This is a genomic window from Limnohabitans sp. 15K (genome assembly GCF_002778285.1).
Taxonomy (GTDB): Bacteria; Pseudomonadota; Gammaproteobacteria; order Burkholderiales; family Burkholderiaceae_C; genus Limnohabitans_A.
The window spans coordinates 280,201-302,414 of record NZ_NESM01000003.1; the positions used below are offsets into that span (position 1 = coordinate 280,201).

Annotated in this window: 19 protein-coding genes; 15 read left to right on the top strand and 4 right to left on the bottom strand. The window is 57.9% G+C overall.

Features of this window, described 5'->3' with window-relative positions; all coding sequences use genetic code 11:
* Positions 1-32 precede the first annotated feature (32 nt).
* Positions 33-1,337, bottom strand: a complete 1,305-nt coding sequence (gene ugpB, locus B9Z40_RS12580; protein WP_100173694.1) for a sn-glycerol-3-phosphate ABC transporter substrate-binding protein UgpB — start codon at positions 1,335-1,337, stop codon at positions 33-35.
* Positions 1,338-1,609: 272 nt separating this feature from the next.
* On the opposite strand from ugpB, the gene B9Z40_RS12585 reads away from it, so the two are divergent.
* From B9Z40_RS12585 to aspS, 10 genes are all read left to right on the top strand, one after another.
* Complete coding sequence (locus B9Z40_RS12585; RefSeq protein ID WP_100173695.1) at positions 1,610-5,488, top strand: DUF3683 domain-containing protein; 3,879 nt, start codon at positions 1,610-1,612, stop codon at positions 5,486-5,488.
* A gap of 15 nt (positions 5,489-5,503) precedes the next feature.
* The gene (locus B9Z40_RS12590) at positions 5,504-5,920 is read left to right on the top strand and encodes a gamma-butyrobetaine hydroxylase-like domain-containing protein (protein ID WP_100173696.1); all 417 of its coding nucleotides are present in this window, start codon (positions 5,504-5,506) and stop codon (positions 5,918-5,920) included.
* Between the two features lie 22 nt (positions 5,921-5,942).
* Positions 5,943-6,674 (top strand): bifunctional demethylmenaquinone methyltransferase/2-methoxy-6-polyprenyl-1,4-benzoquinol methylase UbiE, encoded by a 732-nt coding sequence (gene ubiE, locus B9Z40_RS12595; RefSeq protein WP_100173697.1) that lies wholly within the window; start codon positions 5,943-5,945, stop codon positions 6,672-6,674.
* 35 nt (positions 6,675-6,709) lie between these two features.
* Positions 6,710-7,735: a Tim44 domain-containing protein gene (locus tag B9Z40_RS12600; protein WP_233204908.1), complete on the top strand. Its 1,026-nt coding sequence runs from the start codon at positions 6,710-6,712 to the stop codon at positions 7,733-7,735.
* Positions 7,736-7,782: 47 nt separating this feature from the next.
* On the top strand, positions 7,783-8,355 hold the full coding sequence (locus B9Z40_RS12605) for a hypothetical protein (protein WP_100173698.1): 573 nt from the start codon (positions 7,783-7,785) through the stop codon (positions 8,353-8,355).
* Positions 8,352-9,926: a ubiquinone biosynthesis regulatory protein kinase UbiB gene (ubiB, locus tag B9Z40_RS12610; RefSeq protein ID WP_233204909.1), complete on the top strand. Its 1,575-nt coding sequence runs from the start codon at positions 8,352-8,354 to the stop codon at positions 9,924-9,926. Before B9Z40_RS12605 ends, ubiB begins: the two co-directional genes overlap by 4 nt.
* Before the next feature lie 31 nt (positions 9,927-9,957).
* A complete protein-coding gene (locus tag B9Z40_RS12615) occupies positions 9,958-11,403 on the top strand; it encodes a sodium:solute symporter family protein (protein WP_100173699.1) in 1,446 nt (481 codons plus the stop codon).
* 78 nt (positions 11,404-11,481) lie between these two features.
* A complete protein-coding gene (locus tag B9Z40_RS12620) occupies positions 11,482-11,835 on the top strand; it encodes an FmdB family zinc ribbon protein (RefSeq protein ID WP_100173700.1) in 354 nt (117 codons plus the stop codon).
* 37 nt (positions 11,836-11,872) lie between these two features.
* Positions 11,873-12,544, top strand: a complete 672-nt coding sequence (locus tag B9Z40_RS12625; protein ID WP_100173701.1) for a DUF502 domain-containing protein — start codon at positions 11,873-11,875, stop codon at positions 12,542-12,544.
* Positions 12,545-12,590: 46 nt separating this feature from the next.
* Positions 12,591-14,405, top strand: coding sequence for an aspartate--tRNA ligase (gene aspS, locus B9Z40_RS12630; protein WP_100173702.1), 1,815 nt, complete (start codon positions 12,591-12,593; stop codon positions 14,403-14,405).
* A gap of 216 nt (positions 14,406-14,621) precedes the next feature.
* Here the strand turns inward: aspS and B9Z40_RS12635 are convergent, their stop codons facing one another.
* Complete coding sequence (locus tag B9Z40_RS12635; protein WP_100173703.1) at positions 14,622-15,053, bottom strand: RNA-binding protein; 432 nt, start codon at positions 15,051-15,053, stop codon at positions 14,622-14,624.
* A 283-nt stretch (positions 15,054-15,336) separates the two neighbouring features.
* Between B9Z40_RS12635 and katG the strand changes: the two genes are divergently transcribed.
* On the top strand, positions 15,337-17,496 hold the full coding sequence (katG, locus tag B9Z40_RS12640; RefSeq protein WP_100173704.1) for a catalase/peroxidase HPI: 2,160 nt from the start codon (positions 15,337-15,339) through the stop codon (positions 17,494-17,496).
* A 95-nt stretch (positions 17,497-17,591) separates the two neighbouring features.
* On the opposite strand, the gene B9Z40_RS12645 is transcribed toward katG, so the two are convergent.
* Both B9Z40_RS12645 and B9Z40_RS12650 read right to left on the bottom strand, forming a co-directional pair.
* Positions 17,592-18,095 (bottom strand): lytic transglycosylase domain-containing protein, encoded by a 504-nt coding sequence (locus B9Z40_RS12645; RefSeq protein ID WP_100173705.1) that lies wholly within the window; start codon positions 18,093-18,095, stop codon positions 17,592-17,594.
* A 102-nt stretch (positions 18,096-18,197) separates the two neighbouring features.
* Complete coding sequence (locus tag B9Z40_RS12650; protein ID WP_233204910.1) at positions 18,198-18,845, bottom strand: ATP-binding cassette domain-containing protein; 648 nt, start codon at positions 18,843-18,845, stop codon at positions 18,198-18,200.
* Positions 18,846-18,947: 102 nt separating this feature from the next.
* Here B9Z40_RS12650 and nudB point away from each other — a divergent pair, with 102 nt between their 5' ends.
* The 4 genes from nudB (at position 18,948) to folE (ending at position 22,209) form a co-directional block, all read left to right on the top strand.
* On the top strand, positions 18,948-19,415 hold the full coding sequence (nudB, locus tag B9Z40_RS12655; RefSeq protein WP_100173707.1) for a dihydroneopterin triphosphate diphosphatase: 468 nt from the start codon (positions 18,948-18,950) through the stop codon (positions 19,413-19,415).
* 2 nt (positions 19,416-19,417) lie between these two features.
* Positions 19,418-20,170, top strand: a complete 753-nt coding sequence (locus tag B9Z40_RS12660; RefSeq protein ID WP_100173708.1) for an endonuclease/exonuclease/phosphatase family protein — start codon at positions 19,418-19,420, stop codon at positions 20,168-20,170.
* A gap of 2 nt (positions 20,171-20,172) precedes the next feature.
* Positions 20,173-21,402, top strand: coding sequence for a cardiolipin synthase ClsB (clsB, locus tag B9Z40_RS12665; protein WP_100173709.1), 1,230 nt, complete (start codon positions 20,173-20,175; stop codon positions 21,400-21,402).
* A gap of 102 nt (positions 21,403-21,504) precedes the next feature.
* Entirely contained in the window at positions 21,505-22,209 is a 705-nt protein-coding gene (gene folE / locus B9Z40_RS12670; protein ID WP_100173710.1) for a GTP cyclohydrolase I, read from the top strand.
* Positions 22,210-22,214 lie beyond the last annotated feature (5 nt).

Genomic DNA, 22,214 nt, shown 5'->3' on the forward strand with positions numbered 1-22,214 from the left:
AGTGAAAACCACCCCGAAGGGTGGTTTGAGCATCACTTGTTGGCTTTTTCGAAGCGTTCGAGCTGCTCGTTGCCGCGTTTGATGGCCATGTCCAAGGCTTCTTTGGTGCCTTTTTTGCCGCTCCACACGCCTTCGAGTTCCTCGTCAATGATGGTGCGAATCTGCACAAAGTTGCCCAGACGCACGCCGCGTGACTTGTCGGTGGTCTTGCGGATCATCTGTGTGACCGACACGTCGGTGCCAGGGTTCTTTTTGTAGAAACCGGCTTTTTCGGTCAACTCAAAGGAGGCTTTGGTGACCGGCAGGTAGCCGGTGCGCTGGTGGCTGGCGGCAGCCACGTCGGCCTTGGACAGGTGGGCAAAGAACTCTGCCACGCCTTTGTACTCGGGGGCTTTCTTGCCGCTCATCACCCACAGACTCGCGCCGCCGATCACGGTGTTTTGGGGGGCACCGTTCACATCGGGGTAGTAGGGCAGGGCACCGATGCCATAGCCAAATTTGCCATTGCGCACCACGCTGCCATACAGCGCCGAGGAGCCGGTTGCCATGGCGCATTCGCCTGAGACAAAGGTGGCATCAGCCGCATTACCACGGCCTTTGTACACAAACAGGCCTTGCTTGGCCATGTTGGCCAGGTTGTCAATGTGGCGCACATGCAGCGGGGTGTTGAAGCTCAGACGTGCGTCCATGCCGCGCATGCCGTTGCCCTTGGTGGCGAACTCGGTGTTGTGCCAAGCCGAGAAGCTTTCCAGCTGTGTCCAGCTGATCCAGCTGGTGGTGAAGGGGCACTTGTGGCCGCTGGCTTTGAGTTTGGCAGCCGCCAGAGCCACTTCAGGCCAAGTGGTGGGCGGGGTGTTGGGGTCCAGGCCTGCGGCCTTGAAAGCGTCTTTGTTGTAGTGGAAGACGGGGGTGGAGCTGTTGAAGGGGAAGCTCAACATCTGACCGTTGGGGGCGGTGTAATAACCGGCCACGGCGGGCACATAGGCGTTTTGGTCGAACTTGAGGCCCGCATCGGTCATGACCTTGCCCACGGGCACGATGGCGCCCTTGCTGGCCATCATGGTGGCGGTGCCCACTTCGAACACCTGCAAGATGTGCGGGGCGTTGCCAGCCCGGTAGGCCGCGATTGCGGCCGTCATGGACTCGTCGTAGTTGCCCTTGAAGGTGGGCACGATTTTGTAATCTTTTTGGCTGGCGTTGAAGTCTTTGGCCAAGTCGTTGACCCATTCGCCCAGTGCGCCGCCCATGGAGTGCCACCATTGGATCTCGGTTTGAGCTTGCGCGGAAAGACTGGCCAAGCCCAAGGCCAAGGCGGAAAGAGTCAATTTGATTTTCATGGTTACTCCTGAATAAAAATGTCATTTTGCTTAAATAGTAAGCAATTTCAAAAATGAGTTTGGCAATGCTTCATGTCTAAGGCATTAAAAATCTATGTCGGTTTGATGACAACCCGGGGTTTCCATGACACCCAGAGCCTTGCGCGACAGGAGCCCCTGCCCTTGGCGCGTGTTTGATGCACTGCGGTAACATCCAAGCTCAGCCGGTTTGACGCCTCTGTCTGGGTCTGGCTGACCGCGTTTTCATCAACGCATTGACCGCGCTTATCCCTATGAATGCACCCACCACGCTCCAACATTTGATGCAAGCCGACGCTGATGCGCCGCGTTTGCGCGAAATTCCTTACAACTACACCAGCTTTTCCGACCGTGAAATCGTGCTGCGTTTGCTGGGCGAGTCGGCTTGGGATTTGCTGAACCAGTTGCGCGAAGAGCGTGGCACGGGTCGTTCTGCCCGCATGCTGTACGAAGTGTTGGGCGACATTTGGGTGGTCGAGCGCAACCCCTACTTGCAAGACGACCTGCTGGACAACCCGGGCCGTCGCAAACTGTTGGTCGAGGCCTTGCAGCACCGCTTGAGCGAGGTGCAAAAGCGCCGCACGCCAAGTGTGGACGCCGCCCGCGATGCCTTGGTGGGCCAACTGTTGACGCTGGCCGCGCAGGCGGTCACACAATTCAGCGAGCGCTTTACCCGTATGGCCAAGCTGCGCAGCCAGGTGCAAAAGACCCTGGGGCGCTTGACGGCCAAAGACAACATCAAGTTCGACGGCCTGTCGCGCGTGAGCCATGTCACCGACGCCACCGATTGGCGCGTGGAATACCCCTTTGTGGTGTTGACCCCCGACTCCGAAACCGAGATGGCCGGGTTGGTGAAGGGGTGTATCGATCTGGGCTTGACCATCGTGCCTCGGGGCGGCGGCACGGGCTACACGGGCGGTGCGATCCCCTTGACGTGGAAGAGTGCGGTGATGAACACCGAAAAGCTCGAAGCCATGACCGAGGTCGAGATGGTCGACTTGCCCGGCATTGCCCACAAAATTCCGACGATTTACACCGAAGCCGGTGTGGTCACCCAGCGTGTGGCCGATGCGGCCGAGCGCGGTGGTTTTGTCTTTGCGGTGGACCCGACATCGGCCGAAGCCAGCTGCATTGGCGGCAACATTGCCGTGAATGCCGGTGGCAAAAAGGCCGTTTTGTGGGGCACGGCCCTGGACAACTTGGCCAGCTGGCGCATGGTGACGCCCGATGCCGAATGGCTGGATGTGGTCCGCATGGACCACAACATGGGCAAGATCCACGACGCCGAAGTCGCCACTTTTGAGCTGCGTTACTTCAAGGCCGACGGCAAAACACCGATCCGCACCGAAACCCTGGTCATTCCTGGCAAAACCTTCCGCAAGGAGGGGCTGGGCAAGGACGTGACTGACAAATTCTTGAGCGGCCTGCCGGGCGTGCAAAAAGAAGGCTGCGATGGCCTGATCACCAGCGCACGCTGGGTCCTGCACCGCATGCCCACGCACACCCGCACGGTGTGCATGGAGTTCTTTGGCCACGCCCGTGAGGCGGTGCCCAGCATCGTCGAGATCAAAGATTTCATGTTTGCCGAGCAAAAGCGCACTGGCACCGTGATGGCCGGCTTGGAGCACCTGGACGACCGTTACCTGCGGGCCGTGGGTTATTCCACCAAGTCCAAGCGCGGTGGTTTCCCCAAAATGGTGTTGCTCAGCGACATCGCGGGTGATAACGCGGACGATGTGGCCAAGGCCGCTTCAGAGATCGTGCGCATCGCCAATTCACGCAGCGGCGAAGGTTTCACCGCGATCAGTCCAGAAGCCCGTAAAAAGTTCTGGCACGACCGCAAAAAGACCGCGGCCATTTCACGCCACACCAATGCCTTCAAGGTCAACGAGGACGTGGTGATTCCCTTGCCGCGCATGGCCGAGTACACCGATGGCATCGAGCGCATCAACATCGAGCTGAGCCTTCGCAACAAAATCCAGCTGTGCCGTGAGATCGAGGCCTTTTTGGAGCGTGGCAACTTGCCGCTGGGCAAGCAAGACGACGCCAGCGACATCCCTTCGGCTGAAATGCTGGAAGAACGCGTGGCACAAGCCCTGGCGGTGGTGCACGAAGTCCAGGATCAATGGCAAGGCTGGTTGACCAACGTGGATTCGCTGTTCCCGCAATTGCAAGAACACAGCTTGCGGGCCAGCTGGAAAACACAAATTCGCCCGGCCTTTCAAAACATCTTCTCGGGCGCAGCGTTTTTGCCGATCCTGAACGAGGTCACGGCCATTCACCAGCGGGTGCTCAAAGGCCGCGTCTGGGTCGCGCTGCACATGCACGCGGGTGACGGCAACGTGCATACCAACATTCCCGTGAACTCCGACAACTACGAGATGCTGCAAACCGCCCACGAAGCGGTGGCCCGCATCATGGTGTTGGCCCGCAGCTTGGACGGCGTGATCTCGGGCGAACACGGCATTGGCATCACCAAGCTGGAGTTCATGACCGACGCCGAGCTGGCCAATTTCACGGCTTACAAAGCCAAAGTGGACCCGCATGGTCGCTTCAACAAAGGCAAGCTGCTGCGCGGCGCTGCGCTGACAGGCTTGGGTGACGATGTTCACGCCGCCGATTTGACGCACGCCTACACCCCCAGCTTTGGCCTGATGGGCCACGAGTCGCTGATCATGCAGCAGTCGGACATTGGTGCGATTGCCGCCAGCGTGAAAGACTGCCTGCGTTGCGGCAAGTGCAAGCCTGTGTGTGCCACGCATGTGCCGCGTGCCAATTTGCTGTACAGCCCGCGCAATAAGATTTTGGCCACTTCCTTGCTGGTTGAAGCCTTCCTTTATGAAGAGCAAACCCGTCGGGGCATCTCCATCAAGCACTGGCAAGAGTTCGAAGATGTGGCCGACCACTGCACCGTTTGCCACAAGTGCCTGACACCTTGCCCGGTCAACATCGACTTTGGCGATGTGTCGATGAACATGCGCAATTTGCTGCGCAAGATGGGGCAAAAGAGCTTCCGCCCCGGCAACGCAGCGGCCATGTTCATGCTGAACGCCACCAACCCCGAGACCATCAAGCTGGCCCGTGCCGCCATGGTGGGTGTGGGCATGAAAGCCCAGCGTTTTGTGGCCGGTTTGCTCAAGGGCGTGGCCCGCAAGCAAACCAGCGCACCGCCCGCCTCGGTGGGCACAGCGCCGATCAAAGAGCAGGTGATCCACTTCATCAACAAGAAGATGCCTGGCAATTTGCCCAAGAAAACGGCGCGTGCCTTGTTGGACATCGAAGACAACGATTACGTGCCGATCATCCGCAACCCGAAGGCCACCACGTCTGAATCAGAAGCGGTGTTTTACTTCCCCGGCTGCGGCTCCGAGCGCTTGTTCAGCCAAGTGGGTCTGGCCACTCAGGCCATGCTCTGGCATGTGGGTGTGCAGACCGTGTTGCCACCGGGCTACCTGTGCTGCGGTTACCCGCAAAAGGGTTCGGGCCAGTTCGACAAGGCCGAGAAAATCATCACCGACAACCGTGTGCTCTTCCACCGCGTGGCCAACACGCTCAACTACCTGGACATCAAAACCGTAGTGGTGAGCTGCGGCACCTGTTACGACCAGCTGCAAGGTTACGAGTTCGACAAGATCTTCCCGGGCTGCCGCATCATCGACATCCATGAGTTCTTGCTCGAAAAAGGCATGAAGCTCGATGCGGGCGGTGCTTACCTGTACCACGACCCTTGCCACAGCCCCATGAAGCAGCAAGAGCCTATGAAGACCGTCAAGGCCTTGATGGGTGATAACGTGCTGGAAAGCAAGCGTTGCTGCGGCGAGTCGGGCACGCTGGGTGTGACGCGCCCCGACATCTCCACCCAGGTGCGCTTTCGCAAGGAGGAAGAGCTGCTCAAGGGCGAAGCCGCCTTGCGCGACAGCGGTGCTTTGGCGCCGCAGGCCAATGTCAAGATTTTGACCAGCTGCCCCAGCTGCTTGCAAGGCTTGTCCCGCTTTGGCGACGACATGAAAAACGGCCTGCTCGAAGCCGATTACATCGTGGTCGAAATGGCCAAACACATCTTGGGCGAAGAGTGGATGCCCGAGTACGTGAGTGCGGCCAATTCAGGTGGCATTGAGCGCGTGTTGGTTTAACCCCGAAAGCAGACCATGGCCGGATTGAAAAAAGACATGCCCCATCCCGAGTCTTTGACCCTGCACGGTCAAACTCGGGTGCTGGAAATCGGGTTTTCCGATGGGGCGAATTTCCGTATCCCGTTTGAGTTGATGCGCGTTTATTCGCCTTCCGCCGAGGTGCAAGGCCACGGCCCGGGGCAAGAAGTGCTGCAAACAGGCAAGCGTATGGTCGGCATTCTTGAGATCGAACCCGTGGGCAACTACGCCGTCAAGCCCACCTTTTCTGACGGGCATGAGTCGGGCTTGTTCACCTGGGAGTACCTGTATTTTTTGGGTTCCGAGCAAGACGCCCTTTGGAAACAATACGAAGACCGCTTGCAAGCCGCCGGCATGAGCCGCGACGTGCCCATGCCCGAAAAAGCGGGCAGCAGCTGCGGTCACAACCATTGAACATCCGGTTGAAAGGCTTGTCATGAGCAGCACGCATTTCGGTTTCAAAACCGTTGACGAAAAAGAAAAAGCCAAACACGTCCGAGGCGTGTTTGACTCGGTGGCGTCCAAATACGATGTCATGAACGACCTCATGTCCATGGGTCTGCACCGCGTTTGGAAGGCTTACACCGTGCAGGTGGCCAACCTCAAAGAGGGCGACCAAGTGCTGGACATCGCAGGCGGCACAGGCGATTTGTCCATGGCCTTTGCCAAAAAAGTGGGCGCAACTGGCCGTGTGGTGCACACCGACATCAACGAGGCCATGCTCTCGACGGGGCGTGACCGCTTGGTGGACCAAGGCTTGGCACTGCCCACGCTGGTGTGCGATGCCGAAAAACTGCCTTTTCCAGATGCACATTTCAACGTGGTCAGCGTGGCTTTTGGTCTGCGCAACATGACCCACAAAGACGTGGCGCTGAAGGAAATGTGCCGGGTGCTCAAACCAGGTGGCAAGTTGCTGGTGTTGGAGTTCTCCAAGGTGGCCAAGCCTCTGGTAAAAGTGTACGACTGGTACAGCTTCAACATCTTGCCCCAGCTGGGCAAGTTGGTCGCGGGTGATGCCGACAGCTACCGTTATCTGGCCGAATCGATCCGCATGCATCCCAGTCAAGAGGATTTGAAAACCCTTATGAAAAATGCCGGATTTGGGCATGTGGATTTTCACAACTTGTCAGCGGGGGTGGTAGCCTTGCACATGGGCATCAAGTGTTGAAGCCCACACTTCGAATTTCCTGAGTTGGAGACACCATGAACAACAAGTTGATGACCCTGATGCTCGCTGGCGTGATGGCCCTGGGCAGTCTGAATGCTGAGGCCGCACGCCGCATGGGTGGTGGCAAATCCATTGGACAGCAATCCAGCCAGGTCACCAAGCGCGATGCCGCACCGCAAACGCCAGCTGCCCCTGCGCAAAACGCCGCACCTGCCAACGCCGCAAAACCTGCTGCGCCTGCGCCTGCCGCTGCCGCACCCAAGCGCCCTTGGGGTGCCATGTTGGGTGGTTTGGCCGCTGGCTTGGGCTTGGCTTGGTTGGCCAGCTCCCTCGGTATGGGTGAGGCCTTTGGCAACATCTTGATGGCTTTGCTGATCGGCGTGGCTGTGATCGCTGTGATTGGCATGATCATGCGAGCCCGCCGCGGCGGCGCTGCACAGTCAGGTGGTTTGGCTTACCAGGGTGCGGGCGCTTCAGCCGAGAACCCCTCTACCTACAAGCAATACAGCCCCAACAATGTGGGCAACGACGCCTCGGCGCGTCCTTGGGAAGGTCAAAACACCCGTTTTGACAGTTCGGCTGCATCCCAATCGAGCGGCTCCATCATTGGTTCTGGCATCGGCTCGGGTCTGGCTTCTGAGGCCAGCTCCGGCACCAGCGGCTCGCAAAGCTGGGGAATTCCCGACGGTTTTGATGTCGAGAGCTTCATCACCGCTGCCAAGCGCAATTTTGTGACCTTGCAAGATGCCTGGGACCGTTCTGACATCAGTGCCCTGCGTTCCATGATGACGGATGCTATGGTGGTTGAAATCCGCAACCAACTGTCTGAGCGTGAAGCCCAGTTCCCGGGCCAACCCAACAAGACCGAAGTGGTCATGCTCGATGCCCAGCTTTTGGGCATTGAAGAGCAGGCCGATGCTTACATGGCCAGTGTTGAGTTCAACGGCATGATCCGCGAAGACGCTGCCTCAGGCCCCAGCCCATTCCGTGAAGTCTGGAACATGACCAAATCCAAGCAGGGCGGTGGATGGTTGGTGGCGGGCGTGCAAGCGCTGCAATAAAGCCCGGGCCCTTTTGGGGTCTGTACTTTCGGGAATAATCGGGGACTATGGCAACACAGTCCCCTTTTTCATGGGCCGCTCAGGCGCTCCCCGATCTGGCCGCGCAAATGGCCCAACAATTCAACAGCGCGTTTCACCCCCCTGAATGGGTGGTTGACGAAGCCCTGAACCGTTTGATCTTGTTTCTGAACCATGTCTTGATGAGCGAACCCGAAGCCATGAACCGCCTGGCCCGTCAAAAAGGCCAACGCATCGAGTTGCTTTGGGAGCGTGTTCAGTTGCAATTGACACCCACACCGGCGGGTTTGTTGGAGCGTGGCCGGTTTGAAGGGTTCGATTTGCGCCTGACCGTGACGGAAGACTCGGCTGTTTCTCTGGCGTCTGCCTTGGCCCGCGGTGACAAGCCCAAGGTGCGCATTGAGGGTGATGTGCAGCTGGCCGCCGAAGTCAATTGGTTGATCGACCATGTGCGTTGGGATGCTGAAGAAGACTTGGCTCGATTGATCGGTGACGCGCCAGCCCATACGCTTGCTCAAGCCGCTCGGCAGGCCATGAGCGCTTTGCGCAGTTTTGTGGCCAAACGCCCTGGTACTGAACTTCGCACGGGCGGCACAGCATGATGCGCTGGGGCCGTTTTGGACGTGGCGCCTTCATCGTCTTCATCGTCTTGCGCTACGGGCTGGACGAGTTGGTGCTCTCGAGCTTTCAAAAACCATGGCTGCGCGTGCTGGCCCGCGTGTTGTCTGTGGGGCGCGATTTGCGTTCACCACGCGCCGTTCGGCTGCGCGAAGCCTTGGAGCGCCTGGGTCCGATCTTTGTGAAATTTGGACAGGTTCTGTCCACCCGTCGTGACTTGTTGCCACCCGATATCTCCGATGAGTTGGCCAAGCTGCAAGACCGCGTGCCTCCCTTCAGTTCAGCCATTGCGGTGGCCTCCATTGAACGGGCGTTCAATCGCCCTGTCGACGACATTTTTGAAACGTTTGAACGGGAGCCCGTCGCCAGTGCTTCTATCGCACAGGTGCACTTTGCCACCTTGCGCGGTAAATCAGGCGATGTTCGCGAGGTGGCCGTCAAAGTCTTGCGCCCTGGCATGCTGCCCGTGATCGACAAAGACCTGAGCCTGATGCGGATGATGGCGGGGTGGGTTGAGAATTTGAGCGCTGACGGCAAACGACTCAAACCCCGCGAAGTGGTGGCCGAGTTTGACAATTACCTGCACGACGAGCTTGACCTCGTGCGTGAAGCGGCCAATGCCGCGCAGCTGCGTCGCAACATGCAAGGGCTTGATTTGGTGCTGATCCCCGAGATGATCTGGGACTATTGCCATCCTGAGGTCATTGTCATGGAGCGCATGCATGGCATCCCGATCAGCCAGGTGGATCGCCTGCGCGAAGCGGGTGTGGACATCCCCAAATTGGCACGCGATGGTGTGACCTTGTTTTTCACGCAGGTGTTTCGCGACGGGTTTTTTCACGCCGACATGCACCCTGGCAACATCCAGGTGAGTTTGGCCCCCGACACCTTTGGTCGCTACATTTCTCTGGACTTCGGCATTGTCGGTACGCTGACGGAGTACGACAAAGAGTATTTGGCGCAAAACTTCACCGCTTTTTTCCGCCGCGACTACAAGCGTGTGGCTGAGTTGCACATCGAATCCGGCTGGGTGCCTGAAGACACCCGGGTGGACGAGTTGGAGTCGGCCATTCGTGCGGTGTGCGAGCCTTACTTTGACCGACCGCTGAAAGAAATTTCGCTGGGCATGGTACTGATGCGTTTGTTTCAAACCTCGCGTCGCTTTCAAGTGGAAATCCAGCCGCAATTGGTGCTTTTGCAAAAAACACTGCTCAACATCGAAGGCCTGGGTCGCGATTTGGACCCCGAGCTGGACCTGTGGAGTTCGGCCAAGCCCTTTCTCGAAAAGTGGATGCTGGAGCAAATTGGCCCTAAAAAGCTCTGGGAGGAGATCAAGGGGCAAGCGCCGCATTACGCCAAGTTGATGCCGCAACTGCCACGTTTGCTGCACGAGTATCTGAAGCAGCCTCGACAAAGTGATGCCAAGCTGATCGAGCTCTTGTTGACCGAACAAAGGCGCACGAACAGCTTGTTGCAAATCCTGCTTTACCTGGGCATGGGTTTTGTCTTGAGTTTGCTGGCCTTGCAGGTGTGGTCGCACATGAAGTTGTATTGAACGCTTCTCATCATTCCCTGGAGACATTGCTGTGTTGTTGACCCTCGTGATTGCCTACCTCTTGGTGACCATTGCGATCGGCTTGCTGGCCGCCAAACGCGTTAAAAATACCGCCGACTTCGCCATAGCCGGCAGACACTTGCCTCTGGTGATGATCGTGACCACCACCTTCGCCACTTGGTTTGGTTCCGAGACGGTGCTGGGCATTCCTGCGAAATTCGTCAATAGCGGTCTGAACGGCGTGGTCGAAGACCCTTTTGGGGCAGGCAGCTGCCTGATTCTGGTGGGTTTGTTCTTTGCGGCACGGCTTTACCGCATGACCTTGTTGACCATCAGCGATTATTTCCGCGAGCGCTATGGCCGCAGCGTCGAGGTGATTTGTTCCATCATCATCATGGTCAGTTACCTGGGTTGGGTTTCAGCGCAGGTCACGGCTTTGGGGCTGGTTTTTAATGTCTTGTCTGACGGCGTGATCAGTTTGCCTGTGGGCATGGTGATTGGCGTGGTGTCCATATTGGCCTATACCTTGTTTGGGGGCATGTGGTCTGTGGCCATCACCGATTTCATCCAGATGATCATCTTGGTGGTGGGGCTGGCCACGCTTGCCGTGTTTGCAGGGCATCAGGCGGGTGGGGCGGACAAAGTGCTGGCCCTGGCCGTGAGTCAAGACATGTTCAAGTTCTGGCCTGAGCCCAATTTCAAGGACATCATTTTCTTTGTTGCTTCGGCCATCACCATCATGCTGGGCTCCATCCCCCAGCAAAACGTGTTCCAGCGTGTCATGTCCGCCAACAGCGAATACGCGGCCACCCGGGGCCCAGTGATCGGCGGCGTTTTTTACATTTTGTTTGCTTTTGTGCCCATGTTTTTGGTGGTCAGCGCCTTGATCATCATGCCGGAGGAGGCGGCGAGGTTGATTGCGGAAGATCCGCAGAAAATCTTGCCCACCCTGGTCATGACCCAGATGCCTTTCATCATGCAGGTTTTGTTCTTTGGCGCTTTGATCTCGGCCATCAAATCTTGCGCATCGGCCACTTTGCTCGCGCCCAGTGTCACTTTCACCGAAAACATCTGGCGGCAGTTTTTCCCGTCTCAAACTGACCAGCAGGAGCTCAAGGCCATGCGCGTGACAGTGCTGGTGTTCAGCGCCTTTGTACTGGCTTATGCGGTGGCCATGCAGGGCACGTCGATTTACGAAATGGTTTCAGGGGCCTACCAAGTCACCTTGGTCGGTGCGTTTGTCCCCCTGGCTTTTGGGCTTTATTGGAAAAAAGCCGCCACCCAGGGGGCCTTGTTGGCCATCGTTTGGGGCTTACTGACCTGGTTGCTGTTCATATTCACGCCAGCGGGCGAGGCGTTTCCGGCTCAACTGGCGGGCGTGCTGGCCAGCTTGGCAGGCATGCTGATCGGCTCGCTGTGTCGTCAGGTGATGGCCAACCGCCATGGGGCCCACCATGATTTGCCCGGTTTTGCCTGAGATTCTTTGCAGCTTGAAGAGGAGCCCCCCCGCCTATAATTGAGGGTTTTGTGTTTCCAACTTAAAAGAGCCCTCTTCATGCCCATTTACGCTTACAAATGCGACGCCTGCGGCCATGCCAAGGATGTTCTGCAAAAGATGAGTGATGATCCACTGACCAACTGCCCGGTCTGTGCAGCGCCTCAGTTCAACAAACAGCTCACGGCCCCGGGCTTTCAGCTCAAGGGCACAGGCTGGTATGCCACCGATTTCAAAGGCGGCGGTGCTGCCGCTGTGCCTGCCGCAGCAGGGACCGCTGCTGACGCCGTGTCAAGCCCAGCACCATCACCGAGTGCAGACTCTTCTTCATCTGCCGCTTCTCCCGCTGCAGCGCCGGCGGCATCAACGACAGCGAGCGCGGGTGGCTGCGCGGCCTCTTGCGCATGCCATTGAGCACGTTTGTGCCTGAATCCACCGATTGCATCACCCCATGAAACACCGCAGCTTCAAACAGTATTTCATCACCGGCTTGCTGGTGTGGCTGCCCTTGGCCATCACCGTGTGGGTGCTCATGTGGTTGGTCGGTTTGTTGGATGCCGTCTTTTTGGCGGTCTTGCATGCGGCCGACACCTTGATCCCTGGCATCCACGTCAATGCCGAATACCTGCGCGGTGTGCCCGGTCTGGGTGTGGCCCTTGTGGCTGTGTTCATTTTTTCAACGGGCGTTTTTGTGGCCAATATGTTTGGCCAATGGTGGTTGCGCAAGTGGCATGGTTTGATGAACCGTATCCCGGTCGTGCGCACCATTTACACCAGCGTCCGCCAGGTGGCCGACACCTTGTTTTCGGGCAGTGGCAATGCGTTCTCCAAAGCCTTGCTGGTGCAGTATCCGCACCAAGGGTCTTGGACCATCGCTTTCCTGACCGGTACGCCAGGGGGTGAAGTGGCTCGCCACTTTGATCAGCCCTTGGTCAGCGTCTATGTCCCCACGACCCCCAACCCGACCTCTGGCTTTTTCTTGATGATGCCCAAGGCCGATGTGATCGAACTCGACATGAGCGTTGACGATGCCTTGAAATACATCATTTCCATGGGGGTGGTGGTGCCTGGTGCACCTGCTCCTGCTGCCAAGGCCGATGAAAATCGCACCCAGTCTGTCTGAGCCCCCAATTTTTGAAACCTTTTCCCGCGAATCCTGAAAGTACAACATGTCCATGCGTTCCCACTACTGCGGTCTGGTGACCGAAGCCCTGACCGGCGAATCCGTGAGCCTGTGCGGCTGGGTCAACCGTCGCCGTGACCACGGCGGCGTGATCTTCATTGACCTGCGCGACCGCGAAGGTTATGTGCAAGTGGTGTGCGACCCCGATCGCCCAGACATGTTCAAAGTGGCCGAAGACGTGCGCAACGAGTTTTGCGTCCAGATCAAAGGCGTGGTGCGTGCCCGCCCTGAGGGCACCACCAACGACAACATGAAAAGCGGCAAGATCGAAGTGCTGTGCCACGAACTGATCGTGCTCAACGCGTCCGTCACGCCACCTTTCCAGATCGACGAAGAAAACTTGTCCGAGACGACCCGCCTCACGCACCGCGTGCTGGACCTGCGCCGCCCGTACATGCAAAACAACCTGATGCTGCGCTACAAAGTGTCGATGGAAGTGCGCAAGTACCTCGATGAAAACGGCTTCGTGGACATTGAAACCCCCATGCTCACCAAGAGCACACCCGAAGGCGCGCGCGACTACCTGGTGCCCAGCCGCGTGCACGACGGTCAGTTCTTTGCTTTGCCCCAGTCGCCCCAGCTGTTCAAGCAGCTTTTGATGGTGGCGGGTTATGACCGTTACTACCAAATCACAAAGTGCTTCCGCGACGAAGATTTGCGCGCTGACCGCCAGCCCGAATTCACCCAGATCGATATCGAAACATCGTTCCTGACCGAAGAAGAAATCCGCGACATGTTCCAAAGCATGATCAAACGCGTGTTCCAAAAAACCATTGGTGTGGACTTGGGCGAATTCCCGGTCATGACGTACCAAGACGCCATGCACTTGTATGGCTCGGACAAGCCTGACCTGCGTGTGAAATTGCAGTTCACTGAAGTGACCGACGTCATGGGCGATGTGGACTTCAAAGTGTTCTCAGGCGCTGCCAACATGAAAGGCGGCCGCGTGGTCGCTTTGCGTGTGCCCAATGGCTCGGTCGAAGGCGGCGGCATCAGCCGTGGCGAGATCGATGCGTACACCGAGTTCGTCAAGATCTATGGTGCCAAAGGGTTGGCGTACATTCGCGTCAACGACCTGTCCAAAGGTCGCGATGGTTTGCAGTCGCCCATCGTCAAGAACATCCACGATGCGGCACTCCAGGCTGTTTTGGAGCGCTCGGGTGCGCAAAACGGCGACTTGATTTTCTTCGGCGCCGACAAAGAAAAGATCGTCAACGACGCCATCGGTGCCCTTCGCATCAAGATCGGCCACAGCGCCTTTGGCAAAGCCAACGGTCTGTTTGAAGACCGCTGGGCCCCGATGTGGGTGGTGGACTTCCCGATGTTCGAATACGACGACGAGAACCAGCGCTACACCGCTGTGCACCACCCCTTCACCGCGCCCAAAGACGGTCACGAAGACTGGATGGTCACCGCCCCCGAGAAGTGCATCTCCAAGGGCTACGACATGGTGTTGAACGGTTGGGAAATGGGTGGCGGCTCGGTGCGTATCCACCGCGCCGATGTGCAGCAAAAAGTGTTTGACGCTTTGAAGATCACCCCTGAAGAAGCTCAACTCAAGTTCGGCTTCTTGCTTGACGCTTTGCAATACGGCGCACCTCCACACGGTGGCTTGGCCTTTGGCCTTGACCGCATCGTAACCTTGATGACCGGTGCAGAATCCATCCGCGACGTGATTGCTTTCCCCAAGACCCAACGCGCTCAGTGTTTGCTCACGCAAGCGCCAAGCCCGGTGGACGAAAAGCAGTTGCGCGAATTGCACATTCGCTTGCGCAATCTGGATGCTGCCAAAGCCGCTTAAACAGCGCTGAACCTGCAAAACGGCAACGCCACCTTCGGGTGGCGTTGTCGTTTGTGGATCAGATGTGCTGGCCTTCGTCACCGCAACTGGTAAGACGGGACAAAAGCAAAAAGGCTTCAAAACCGAAGTCTTGAAGCCTTTGATGTCTGAACCCAACGCAGGGCTGGGTCAGAAATTTTGTAACGGCATCGCTGCCGTTGACAGGGTTTGCAGGGCTTAGTAGCCGCCGCGACCGCCGCCGCCACCGCCGTAGCCGCCACCGCCGGAGCGATCGCCGCCACCGCCGTAACCGCCGCCACCGGAACGGCCACCGCCGCCGTAGCCGCCACCGCCGGAGCGGTCACCGCCACCGCCGTAACCGCCACCACCACCGAAACCACCGGTACGTGGAGGACGTGCCTCCATCGGACGGGCTTCGTTCACAGTGATGCTACGGCCACCCAAAGATTGGCCATTCATGCCAGCAATAGCGGCTTGTGCTTCGGCATCGCTGCCCATTTCGACAAAGCCGAAACCTTTAGAACGACCTGTGTCGCGTTCCATCATGACTTTGGCGCTGGTGATGGCGCCGAATTCGCCGAATGCCTGTTGCAGGTCTTCGTCGCGAACGGTGTATGGCAGGTTGCCAACGTAAAGTTTATTGCCCATGGAGGACTCCTCAGAAATACAAAAAAACAAAGCGATGGGGTCCCGAAAGCACAACAAACTGAAAACTGCCGCCGTAGCGCGCGAAACTGACCGATCACCTGACTTGTGCCGTTTTTAAAGACGTGCACAGACACATTATGGGGCATAGCGTGAAAAAGAGGTGAAATTGACGCCGCTTATATTTTTGCCCTTGTTTCAGAAAGGGGACCCAGCGCGCATTGATTTCAAAAGGCACTCGAGGGAGGACCATGGACTTCAACACTTTCAGTGAAGGAATTTGACCATGACCCCCCACACCCCTGATGCAGGCCAATGCCCCGTGATGCATGGCGCCAACACCGACAAAGCGACCGCCAATGCGGCCCAAGCTTGGTGGCCCAAGGCGCTCAACTTGGACATCTTGCACCAGCACGACACCAAGACCAACCCGATGGACGCCGACTTCAATTACCGAGAGGAAGTCAAAAAACTGGACGTGCCTGGCCTCAAAAAAGACTTGACGGCACTCATGACCGACAGCCAAGACTGGTGGCCTGCCGACTGGGGCCACTATGGTGGTTTGATGATCCGCATGGCGTGGCACTCGGCAGGCTCCTACCGCATTGCCGATGGCCGTGGCGGTGCGGGCACCGGTAATCAGCGTTTTGCACCGCTCAACTCTTGGCCCGACAACGTCAACCTCGACAAAGCCCGTCGCCTGCTCTGGCCCATCAAGAAAAAATATGGCAACCGGCTCAGCTGGGCCGATCTGATCGTGCTCGCGGGCACAGTGGCTTACGAGTCGATGGGCCTCAAGACCTTTGGCTTTGCGTTCGGCCGTGAAGACATTTGGCATCCCGAGCAAGACATCCACTGGGGCGCTGAAAAAGAATGGTTGGGCTCCTCGCGCTATGACAGCGACAGCCGCGACTCGCTTGAAAACCCTTTGGCCGCTGTGCAAATGGGTTTGATTTACGTGAACCCAGAAGGTGTGAACGGCCAGTCTGACCCCTTAAAAACCGCGATGGATGTGCGCCTGACCTTCAAGCGCATGGCCATGAACGACGAAGAAACAGTTGCCCTCACCGCTGGCGGTCACACCGTGGGCAAGGCCCACGGCAACGGCAGCGCACAAAACTTGGGGCCTGTGCCCGAAGCCGCCGATGTGGCAGAGCAAGGCATGGGCTGGATCAATCATTCCACCCGCGCCGTGGGGCGTGACACCGTATCCAGTGGACTTGAAGGCGCATGGACCACGCACCCCACACAATGGGACAACGGCTATTTCGACATGTTGCTCAACCACGAGTGGGAACTCACCCGAAGCCCCGCAGGTGCCTCGCAATGGAAAGCCATCAACATCCAAGAAGTGGACATGCCGGTGGACGTGGAAGACCCTTCCATTCGTGTGCAACCCATGATGACCGACGCCGACATGGCCATGAAGATGGACCCGGCGTATCGAAAAATTTCTGAACGCTTTTACAAAGACCCCGAGTATTTTTCTCAAGTGTTTGCACGCGCATGGTTCAAGCTGACCCACCGCGACCTCGGACCCAAGACGCGCTACATCGGCCCCGAAGTGCCGCAGGAAGACCTGATCTGGCAAGACCCCGTGCCCATGGGCAACGCCAGCTACGACGTGGACGCCGTCACCGCCGACATTCTGGCCAGCGGTTTGAGCGTGAGCGACCGAGTGGCCACAGCGTGGGACAGCGCCCGAACCTTTCGCCATTCCGACAAGCGCGGCGGCGCCAACGGTGCGCGGATTCGCCTCAGCCCACAAAAAGACTGGGCCGGCAACGAACCTGAGCGCTTGGCCAAAGTGTTGGCGGTGCTGGAAGGCATCGCTTCGAAAACAGGTGCCAGCGTGGCCGATGTGATTGTCTTGGCCGGCAACCTGGGCGTGGCCCAAGCTGTCCAAGCCGCAGGTTTTGATATAACAGTGCCGTTCAAGCCCGGCCGTGGCGACGCCACCGCTGAGATGACCGATGCCGAATCATTTGCAGTGCTCGAACCCGTGCACGATGGTTTTCGCAACTGGGTAGGCAGCGCCAACCTCGGCAGCCCTGAAGAGCTGTTGCTGGACCGCGCCCAACTCATGGGCTTGACCGCACAACAAATGACGGCCCTGATCGGCGGCATGCGTGTTCTGGGCACCAACCATGGCGGCAGTCAGCACGGTGTGTTCACCGACCGTGTTGGGGTCTTGAGCAACGACTTCTTTGTGGCCCTGACTGAGATGGCTTACCAGTGGAAGCCGACGGGCCGAAACGCGTACGACATTTGCGAACGCAAGTCGGGCAAGGTCAAGTGGACCGCCAGCCGGGTGGATCTCGTGTTCGGCTCCAACTCGGTGCTGCGGGCTTATGCCGAGGTCTATGCGCAAGACGACAACCGCGAGAAGTTTGCGCGTGACTTCGTTGCCGCTTGGACCCAAGTCATGAACGCAGATCGGTTCTAAGCACTGTTGTAAGCACTGAAAAGCGCCACCCACGGATGGCGTTTTGCTGGCTGCGGCTTAAATGCCGCGTCTCTGAAAAACGCTTGACTTGATTGTCAGCGCAAAGATCCCGTGCGCGCCATTTCGCTGCGAACCAATTCTTGGTAGCGCAAATTGTGCTCGGGTGTCGCTGAATGGTAGGCGGCCACGCCAAACCAAGTGTTGCCGTGCCGCAGCAAACTGCGCTTGAGGTGCCAAGCTGCCACATGGGTGGCCACGCAGGGGTCCATGAGTTTGCTGGGGGTGATGCCCCACTGGGCCAATTCTGGAAAGTGGATGGAGTTGATCTGGGCCATGCCCACGTCCATGGTGCCGTTGCGGTTGTGGTTCACCACATCCGCACGCATGCCCGATTCAACCTGCAAGATGGCCTTCAGTATTTTGGGGTTCACGCCATGGCGTTGTGCGGCCGGCAGCAAACAGCGCTCCGCTGCAGGGGGGCGCACCGCACGGGCGTTTAAGGTGGTCTGGCCCACTGCCGTGCTGTGCCCCAACAAGAGGGTCCAAGCGCACAGTGCAGTCAATGCCCAAGGTTTAAAAGCAAACAAAGTGGGAAACATTCAAAAACGGCCGGGTTCACAAGGCGTATTGGCTGGTACGCCATAAAGTCCATATGACAACAGACATCATTTGAGTATCGACACCACAGGACTTTTCTTGACTTACAACTGAAGCACCGCTGCCAGTGTGAGGTGAGCGGGTGTTTCATAGTCGGCGATCAAGCAAGCCCTTTTCGGATCCCGGAAAGTGTCCCTCAATAGCTCTTGCAGCACGCGTATGGATGTTGCGTCGAGCGAGACAAACGGTTGGTCAAGCAGCGTCACCGTGGCCCCTGAGGCCAGTGCCGCAACCAGGCCCACTTTGCGGCGGCTGCCTGTGGACAGCATGTTCAAGCGCTTGTCCAAATGGGGTGTCAGTTGCAAAGCGGTGACCCATGCATTCTGGGTGTCTTCAGACCAAGCAGGCCACATCGGTGCCAAAGCAGCCCAGCATTGGCCTGGGGTGTTCTCGTCGTGTTGTGGCATGCGCAAGTCTGTCCAAAACACAGCCCCGGGTGGTGGCGCGTACAAGCTGGCCTCAACCCCCAACACGCGAAGTTGCCCGGATTGGGCGACCAAATCGCCCGACAGCAAGCGTAAAAGGCTGGTTTTTCCGCAGCCTTCGTCCCCTAGCAGTGCGCAAACGCCGGGTGGAATGCACAGATCCAAGTTTTTGAAAAGAAGAAGGTCTTCTGGGCCGCCGTTCAAGCCTTGCACTTCCATCACAGGATGGGGTGTTTCAGTCTGCAGAAAGGTTGTGGAAATTAGCATGGGTGGAATGCTTAGAGCAGCTTTTGGTGTTGGGGTGTCGTGCCAGCAAGGCGCTGACTACAATGGTTTGAAGTGGTATTTTTCCACGGAGAACCCCAACCCATGTCTGACCCTGTGGTTTACAAAATCCCCGAATCGGTTTTGGTGGTCATCCACACGCCAGAACAAGAGGTGCTCTTGATCCGCCGAACGGATGCAGGCACTTGGCAGTCGGTCACGGGCAGCAAAGACCACCCCCATGAACCATGGGCCGAGACGGCCATTCGAGAGGTGTGGGAGGAGACCGGTATCGACGCACGCCAACCCGACTGCTACTTGCACGATTGGGAACTGGAAAACCAATACGACATTTACCCCGCTTGGCGCTGGCGCTACGCACCCGAAGTCAGCCGAAACACCGAACGCGTCTTTGGCCTGCGCGTGCCACAAAAACTGCCCATCACCCTGAGCCCTGCCGAACACACCGACTGGCAATGGCAGCCTTGGCAGGCCGCGGCGGATCAGTGTTTTTCGCCCTCCAATGCCGAGGCCATTTTGATGTTGCCGCGCTTTTCAAAACCCGTCGGCTGAGCATGCCCCAAAGACACGAACACCCTGTTTTGCGTGTGGCCACCTACAACATCCACAAGGGTGTGCAGGGCGTGGGGCCCACCAGGCGTTTGGAAATTCACAATCTGGGCCACGCGGTTGAGCAGCTCGATGCCGACATCGTGTGCTTGCAAGAGGTTCGCCGCATGCACCGCCGAGAAGAGCGGCATTTTGCGCATTGGCCCAAGCAGACCCAAGCCGACTATCTGGCCCCAGAAGGCTATGAATCGGTGTACCGCACCAACGCCATCACCCGCCATGGCGAGCATGGCAATGCCATGTTGTCGCGTTGGCCTGTCCTGTCGCACCAGCAGCAAGACATCTCGGACCACCGTTTTGAACAGCGCGGGTTCTTGCACAGCACGGTGCAGGTCGTCGACCGGGTGGTGCATGTGATCGTGGTGCACTTGGGGCTTGTGCCTGCCAGTCGGGTCCGCCAAGTGGTGCAGTTGCTGGCGTTCATCGAAAACACCATTCCCACCCAAGCTCCGGTGCTGGTGGCGGGTGACTTCAACGACTGGGGCACAGGACTGGGGCGGTCTATGGCGCAGGCTGGTTTTGGGGAGTGGCGTGAACAGCCCACGCCCACATTCCCCTCGCGCTTGCCTTTGAACCAGTTGGACCACATTTATGCACGCGGCCTCAAGCCGATACACGCCATGGTGCCCATGGGGCGGATTTGGCACCGCATGTCGGACCATTTGCCCCTGGTCGCCGAATTCACTTGGATGGATTGAGCATGGGACATGGTGCGCCTTTGCATGACGGTCATCACATCCGATTGATTGAAGGCGGCCAAGCCTATTTCGATGCCTTGGTCGCCGCCCTTGACCAAGCCAGCAGTCAAGTGCACCTGGAAACCTATATTTTTGATTTTCATGGCGCGGCTGCTCGGGTGGCAGAGGCATTGGAGCGTGCAGCTTTGAGAGGGCTGCGCGTCTGGGTGGTGGTGGACGGGGTAGGAACCCCCCGATTGCCGCCAGAATGGCAAGAAAGGTTCCTTCTTGCCGGTGTAGCGTGGCGGGTTTACTCCCCGTTGGGAACTCTGGGCTTGTTGATTCCCAGCCGTTGGCGGCGCTTGCACCGCAAGCTGTGCGTGATCGATGGTCAGTTGGCGTTTTGTGGGGGCATCAACATACTGGACGACTGGTACGACCCCCATTACGGCACCCTGGCGCAACCCCGCTTGGATTTTGCAGTGTCGGCACGCGGCGTTTTGGTCCAGCAAATGCAAGAGACGATGGCCCAGTTGTGGTGGCGGATTCAGGGCGTCCATCATGCGAAACAGCAGCAATTTCCAGAGGCCTTGAGCTCATTTCGCGTGGCAGGCGTTCATTTGTCTTGGCAACAGGAGGCAGATTTGGCTTTGGAAGCCAAAGTGGTCGCCAAGGCCGGACTTCTGCTGCGTGACAACGTGCTGAACCGCGGTCAGATTGAGCGCGCTTACCTCAAGGCGATCGGTGCATCGCGGCACGAAATCGTCATCGCCAATGCGTATTTTTTGCCAGGGCGTCGTGTGCGTCAGGCGCTGATCCACGCGGCCAAACGCGGCGTGCGTGTGCGCTTGTTGTTGCAAGGGCGGTACGAGTATTTCATGCAATACCATGCCGCCCGGCCCGTGTATGGGGCGTTGCTGGCTGCTGGCATCGAAATACACGAATACGCTGCCAGCTTTTTGCATGCGAAGGTTGCAGTGATCGATCCCGACCACGACCGCCCCTGGGCCACCGTGGGTTCGTCCAATTTGGACCCGCTCAGCTTGTTGTTGGCGCGTGAGGCCAACGTGATGGTGGCCGACAAAGCTTTTGCCCAGCAATTGCACCAGCGATTGATTTTGGCGATCGAGCAACAAAGTACCCCTGTAGGGATGCAAAGCTTTACAAAAAGTCCTTGGCACTTGAGGCTGCGTGACCGTGTGGCTTTCGCACTGATGCGTTTGGCGCTGTTTTTGACAGGCAATCGTTATTGATAAAGGTGTGTCCCCTCTTCAGTCATGGCCGTTCGGATGTCCGCAGATTGACGCTGCCAATCGCTGGTACGATGAAGCCCATATCAATAAACCCCAGATGCCATGACTGCTTCTGTCACCACGCCCGAAGACGAAGGCGTACCCGTTTCGGTAAAAATCCGCGAGCGCATCAACGCCTCGCGCAAACGCTTTCACGCCAACGACAACATTGCCGAGTTCATTGAGCCCGGCGAACTCGAAAAGCTGCTCGACGAAGTCACTGAAAAAATGGCGGACGTGCTCGACAGTCTCGTGATCGACACGGTCAACGACCACAACACGGGCGATACCGCACGCCGTGTGGCCAAGATGTATCTGAAGGAAGTGTTCAAGGGCCGCTACATCGAAGCCCCCGAAATCACCGAGTTCCCCAACGCTGAGCACCTGAATGAGCTGATGATCGTTGGCCCCATCACCGTGCGCAGCGCCTGCAGCCACCACTTTTGCCCCGTGATTGGCAAAATCTGGATCGGCGTGCTGCCCAACGAGCACACCAACGTGATCGGCCTGTCCAAATACGCCCGCCTGGCTGAATGGATCATGGGTCGTCCCCAGATTCAAGAAGAAGCCGTGGTGCAGCTGGCTGATTTGATTCAGCGCAAGACCCAACCCGATGGTCTGGCCATCGTGATGGAAGCCAGCCACTTTTGCATGGGTTGGCGTGGTGTGAAAGACATGGACAGCAAGATGATCAACTCGGTCATGCGCGGTGCCTTTCTCAAAGACCCGAACCTGCGTCGTGAATTTTTGTCTCTGATTCCCAAATAGGATTA

Coding starts and splice junctions, on each gene's coding strand:
- ugpB (WP_100173694.1), bottom strand. CDS start 1,337: ATGAAAATCAAATTGACTCTTTCCGCCTTGGCCTTGGGCTTGGCCAGT.
- B9Z40_RS12585 (WP_100173695.1), top strand. CDS start 1,610: ATGAATGCACCCACCACGCTCCAACATTTGATGCAAGCCGACGCTGAT.
- B9Z40_RS12590 (WP_100173696.1), top strand. CDS start 5,504: ATGGCCGGATTGAAAAAAGACATGCCCCATCCCGAGTCTTTGACCCTG.
- ubiE (WP_100173697.1), top strand. CDS start 5,943: ATGAGCAGCACGCATTTCGGTTTCAAAACCGTTGACGAAAAAGAAAAA.
- B9Z40_RS12600 (WP_233204908.1), top strand. CDS start 6,710: ATGAACAACAAGTTGATGACCCTGATGCTCGCTGGCGTGATGGCCCTG.
- B9Z40_RS12605 (WP_100173698.1), top strand. CDS start 7,783: ATGGCAACACAGTCCCCTTTTTCATGGGCCGCTCAGGCGCTCCCCGAT.
- ubiB (WP_233204909.1), top strand. CDS start 8,352: ATGATGCGCTGGGGCCGTTTTGGACGTGGCGCCTTCATCGTCTTCATC.
- B9Z40_RS12620 (WP_100173700.1), top strand. CDS start 11,482: ATGCCCATTTACGCTTACAAATGCGACGCCTGCGGCCATGCCAAGGAT.
- B9Z40_RS12625 (WP_100173701.1), top strand. CDS start 11,873: ATGAAACACCGCAGCTTCAAACAGTATTTCATCACCGGCTTGCTGGTG.
- aspS (WP_100173702.1), top strand. CDS start 12,591: ATGTCCATGCGTTCCCACTACTGCGGTCTGGTGACCGAAGCCCTGACC.
- B9Z40_RS12635 (WP_100173703.1), bottom strand. CDS start 15,053: ATGGGCAATAAACTTTACGTTGGCAACCTGCCATACACCGTTCGCGAC.
- katG (WP_100173704.1), top strand. CDS start 15,337: ATGACCCCCCACACCCCTGATGCAGGCCAATGCCCCGTGATGCATGGC.
- B9Z40_RS12645 (WP_100173705.1), bottom strand. CDS start 18,095: ATGTTTCCCACTTTGTTTGCTTTTAAACCTTGGGCATTGACTGCACTG.
- B9Z40_RS12650 (WP_233204910.1), bottom strand. CDS start 18,845: ATGCTAATTTCCACAACCTTTCTGCAGACTGAAACACCCCATCCTGTG.
- nudB (WP_100173707.1), top strand. CDS start 18,948: ATGTCTGACCCTGTGGTTTACAAAATCCCCGAATCGGTTTTGGTGGTC.
- B9Z40_RS12660 (WP_100173708.1), top strand. CDS start 19,418: ATGCCCCAAAGACACGAACACCCTGTTTTGCGTGTGGCCACCTACAAC.
- clsB (WP_100173709.1), top strand. CDS start 20,173: ATGGGACATGGTGCGCCTTTGCATGACGGTCATCACATCCGATTGATT.
- folE (WP_100173710.1), top strand. CDS start 21,505: ATGACTGCTTCTGTCACCACGCCCGAAGACGAAGGCGTACCCGTTTCG.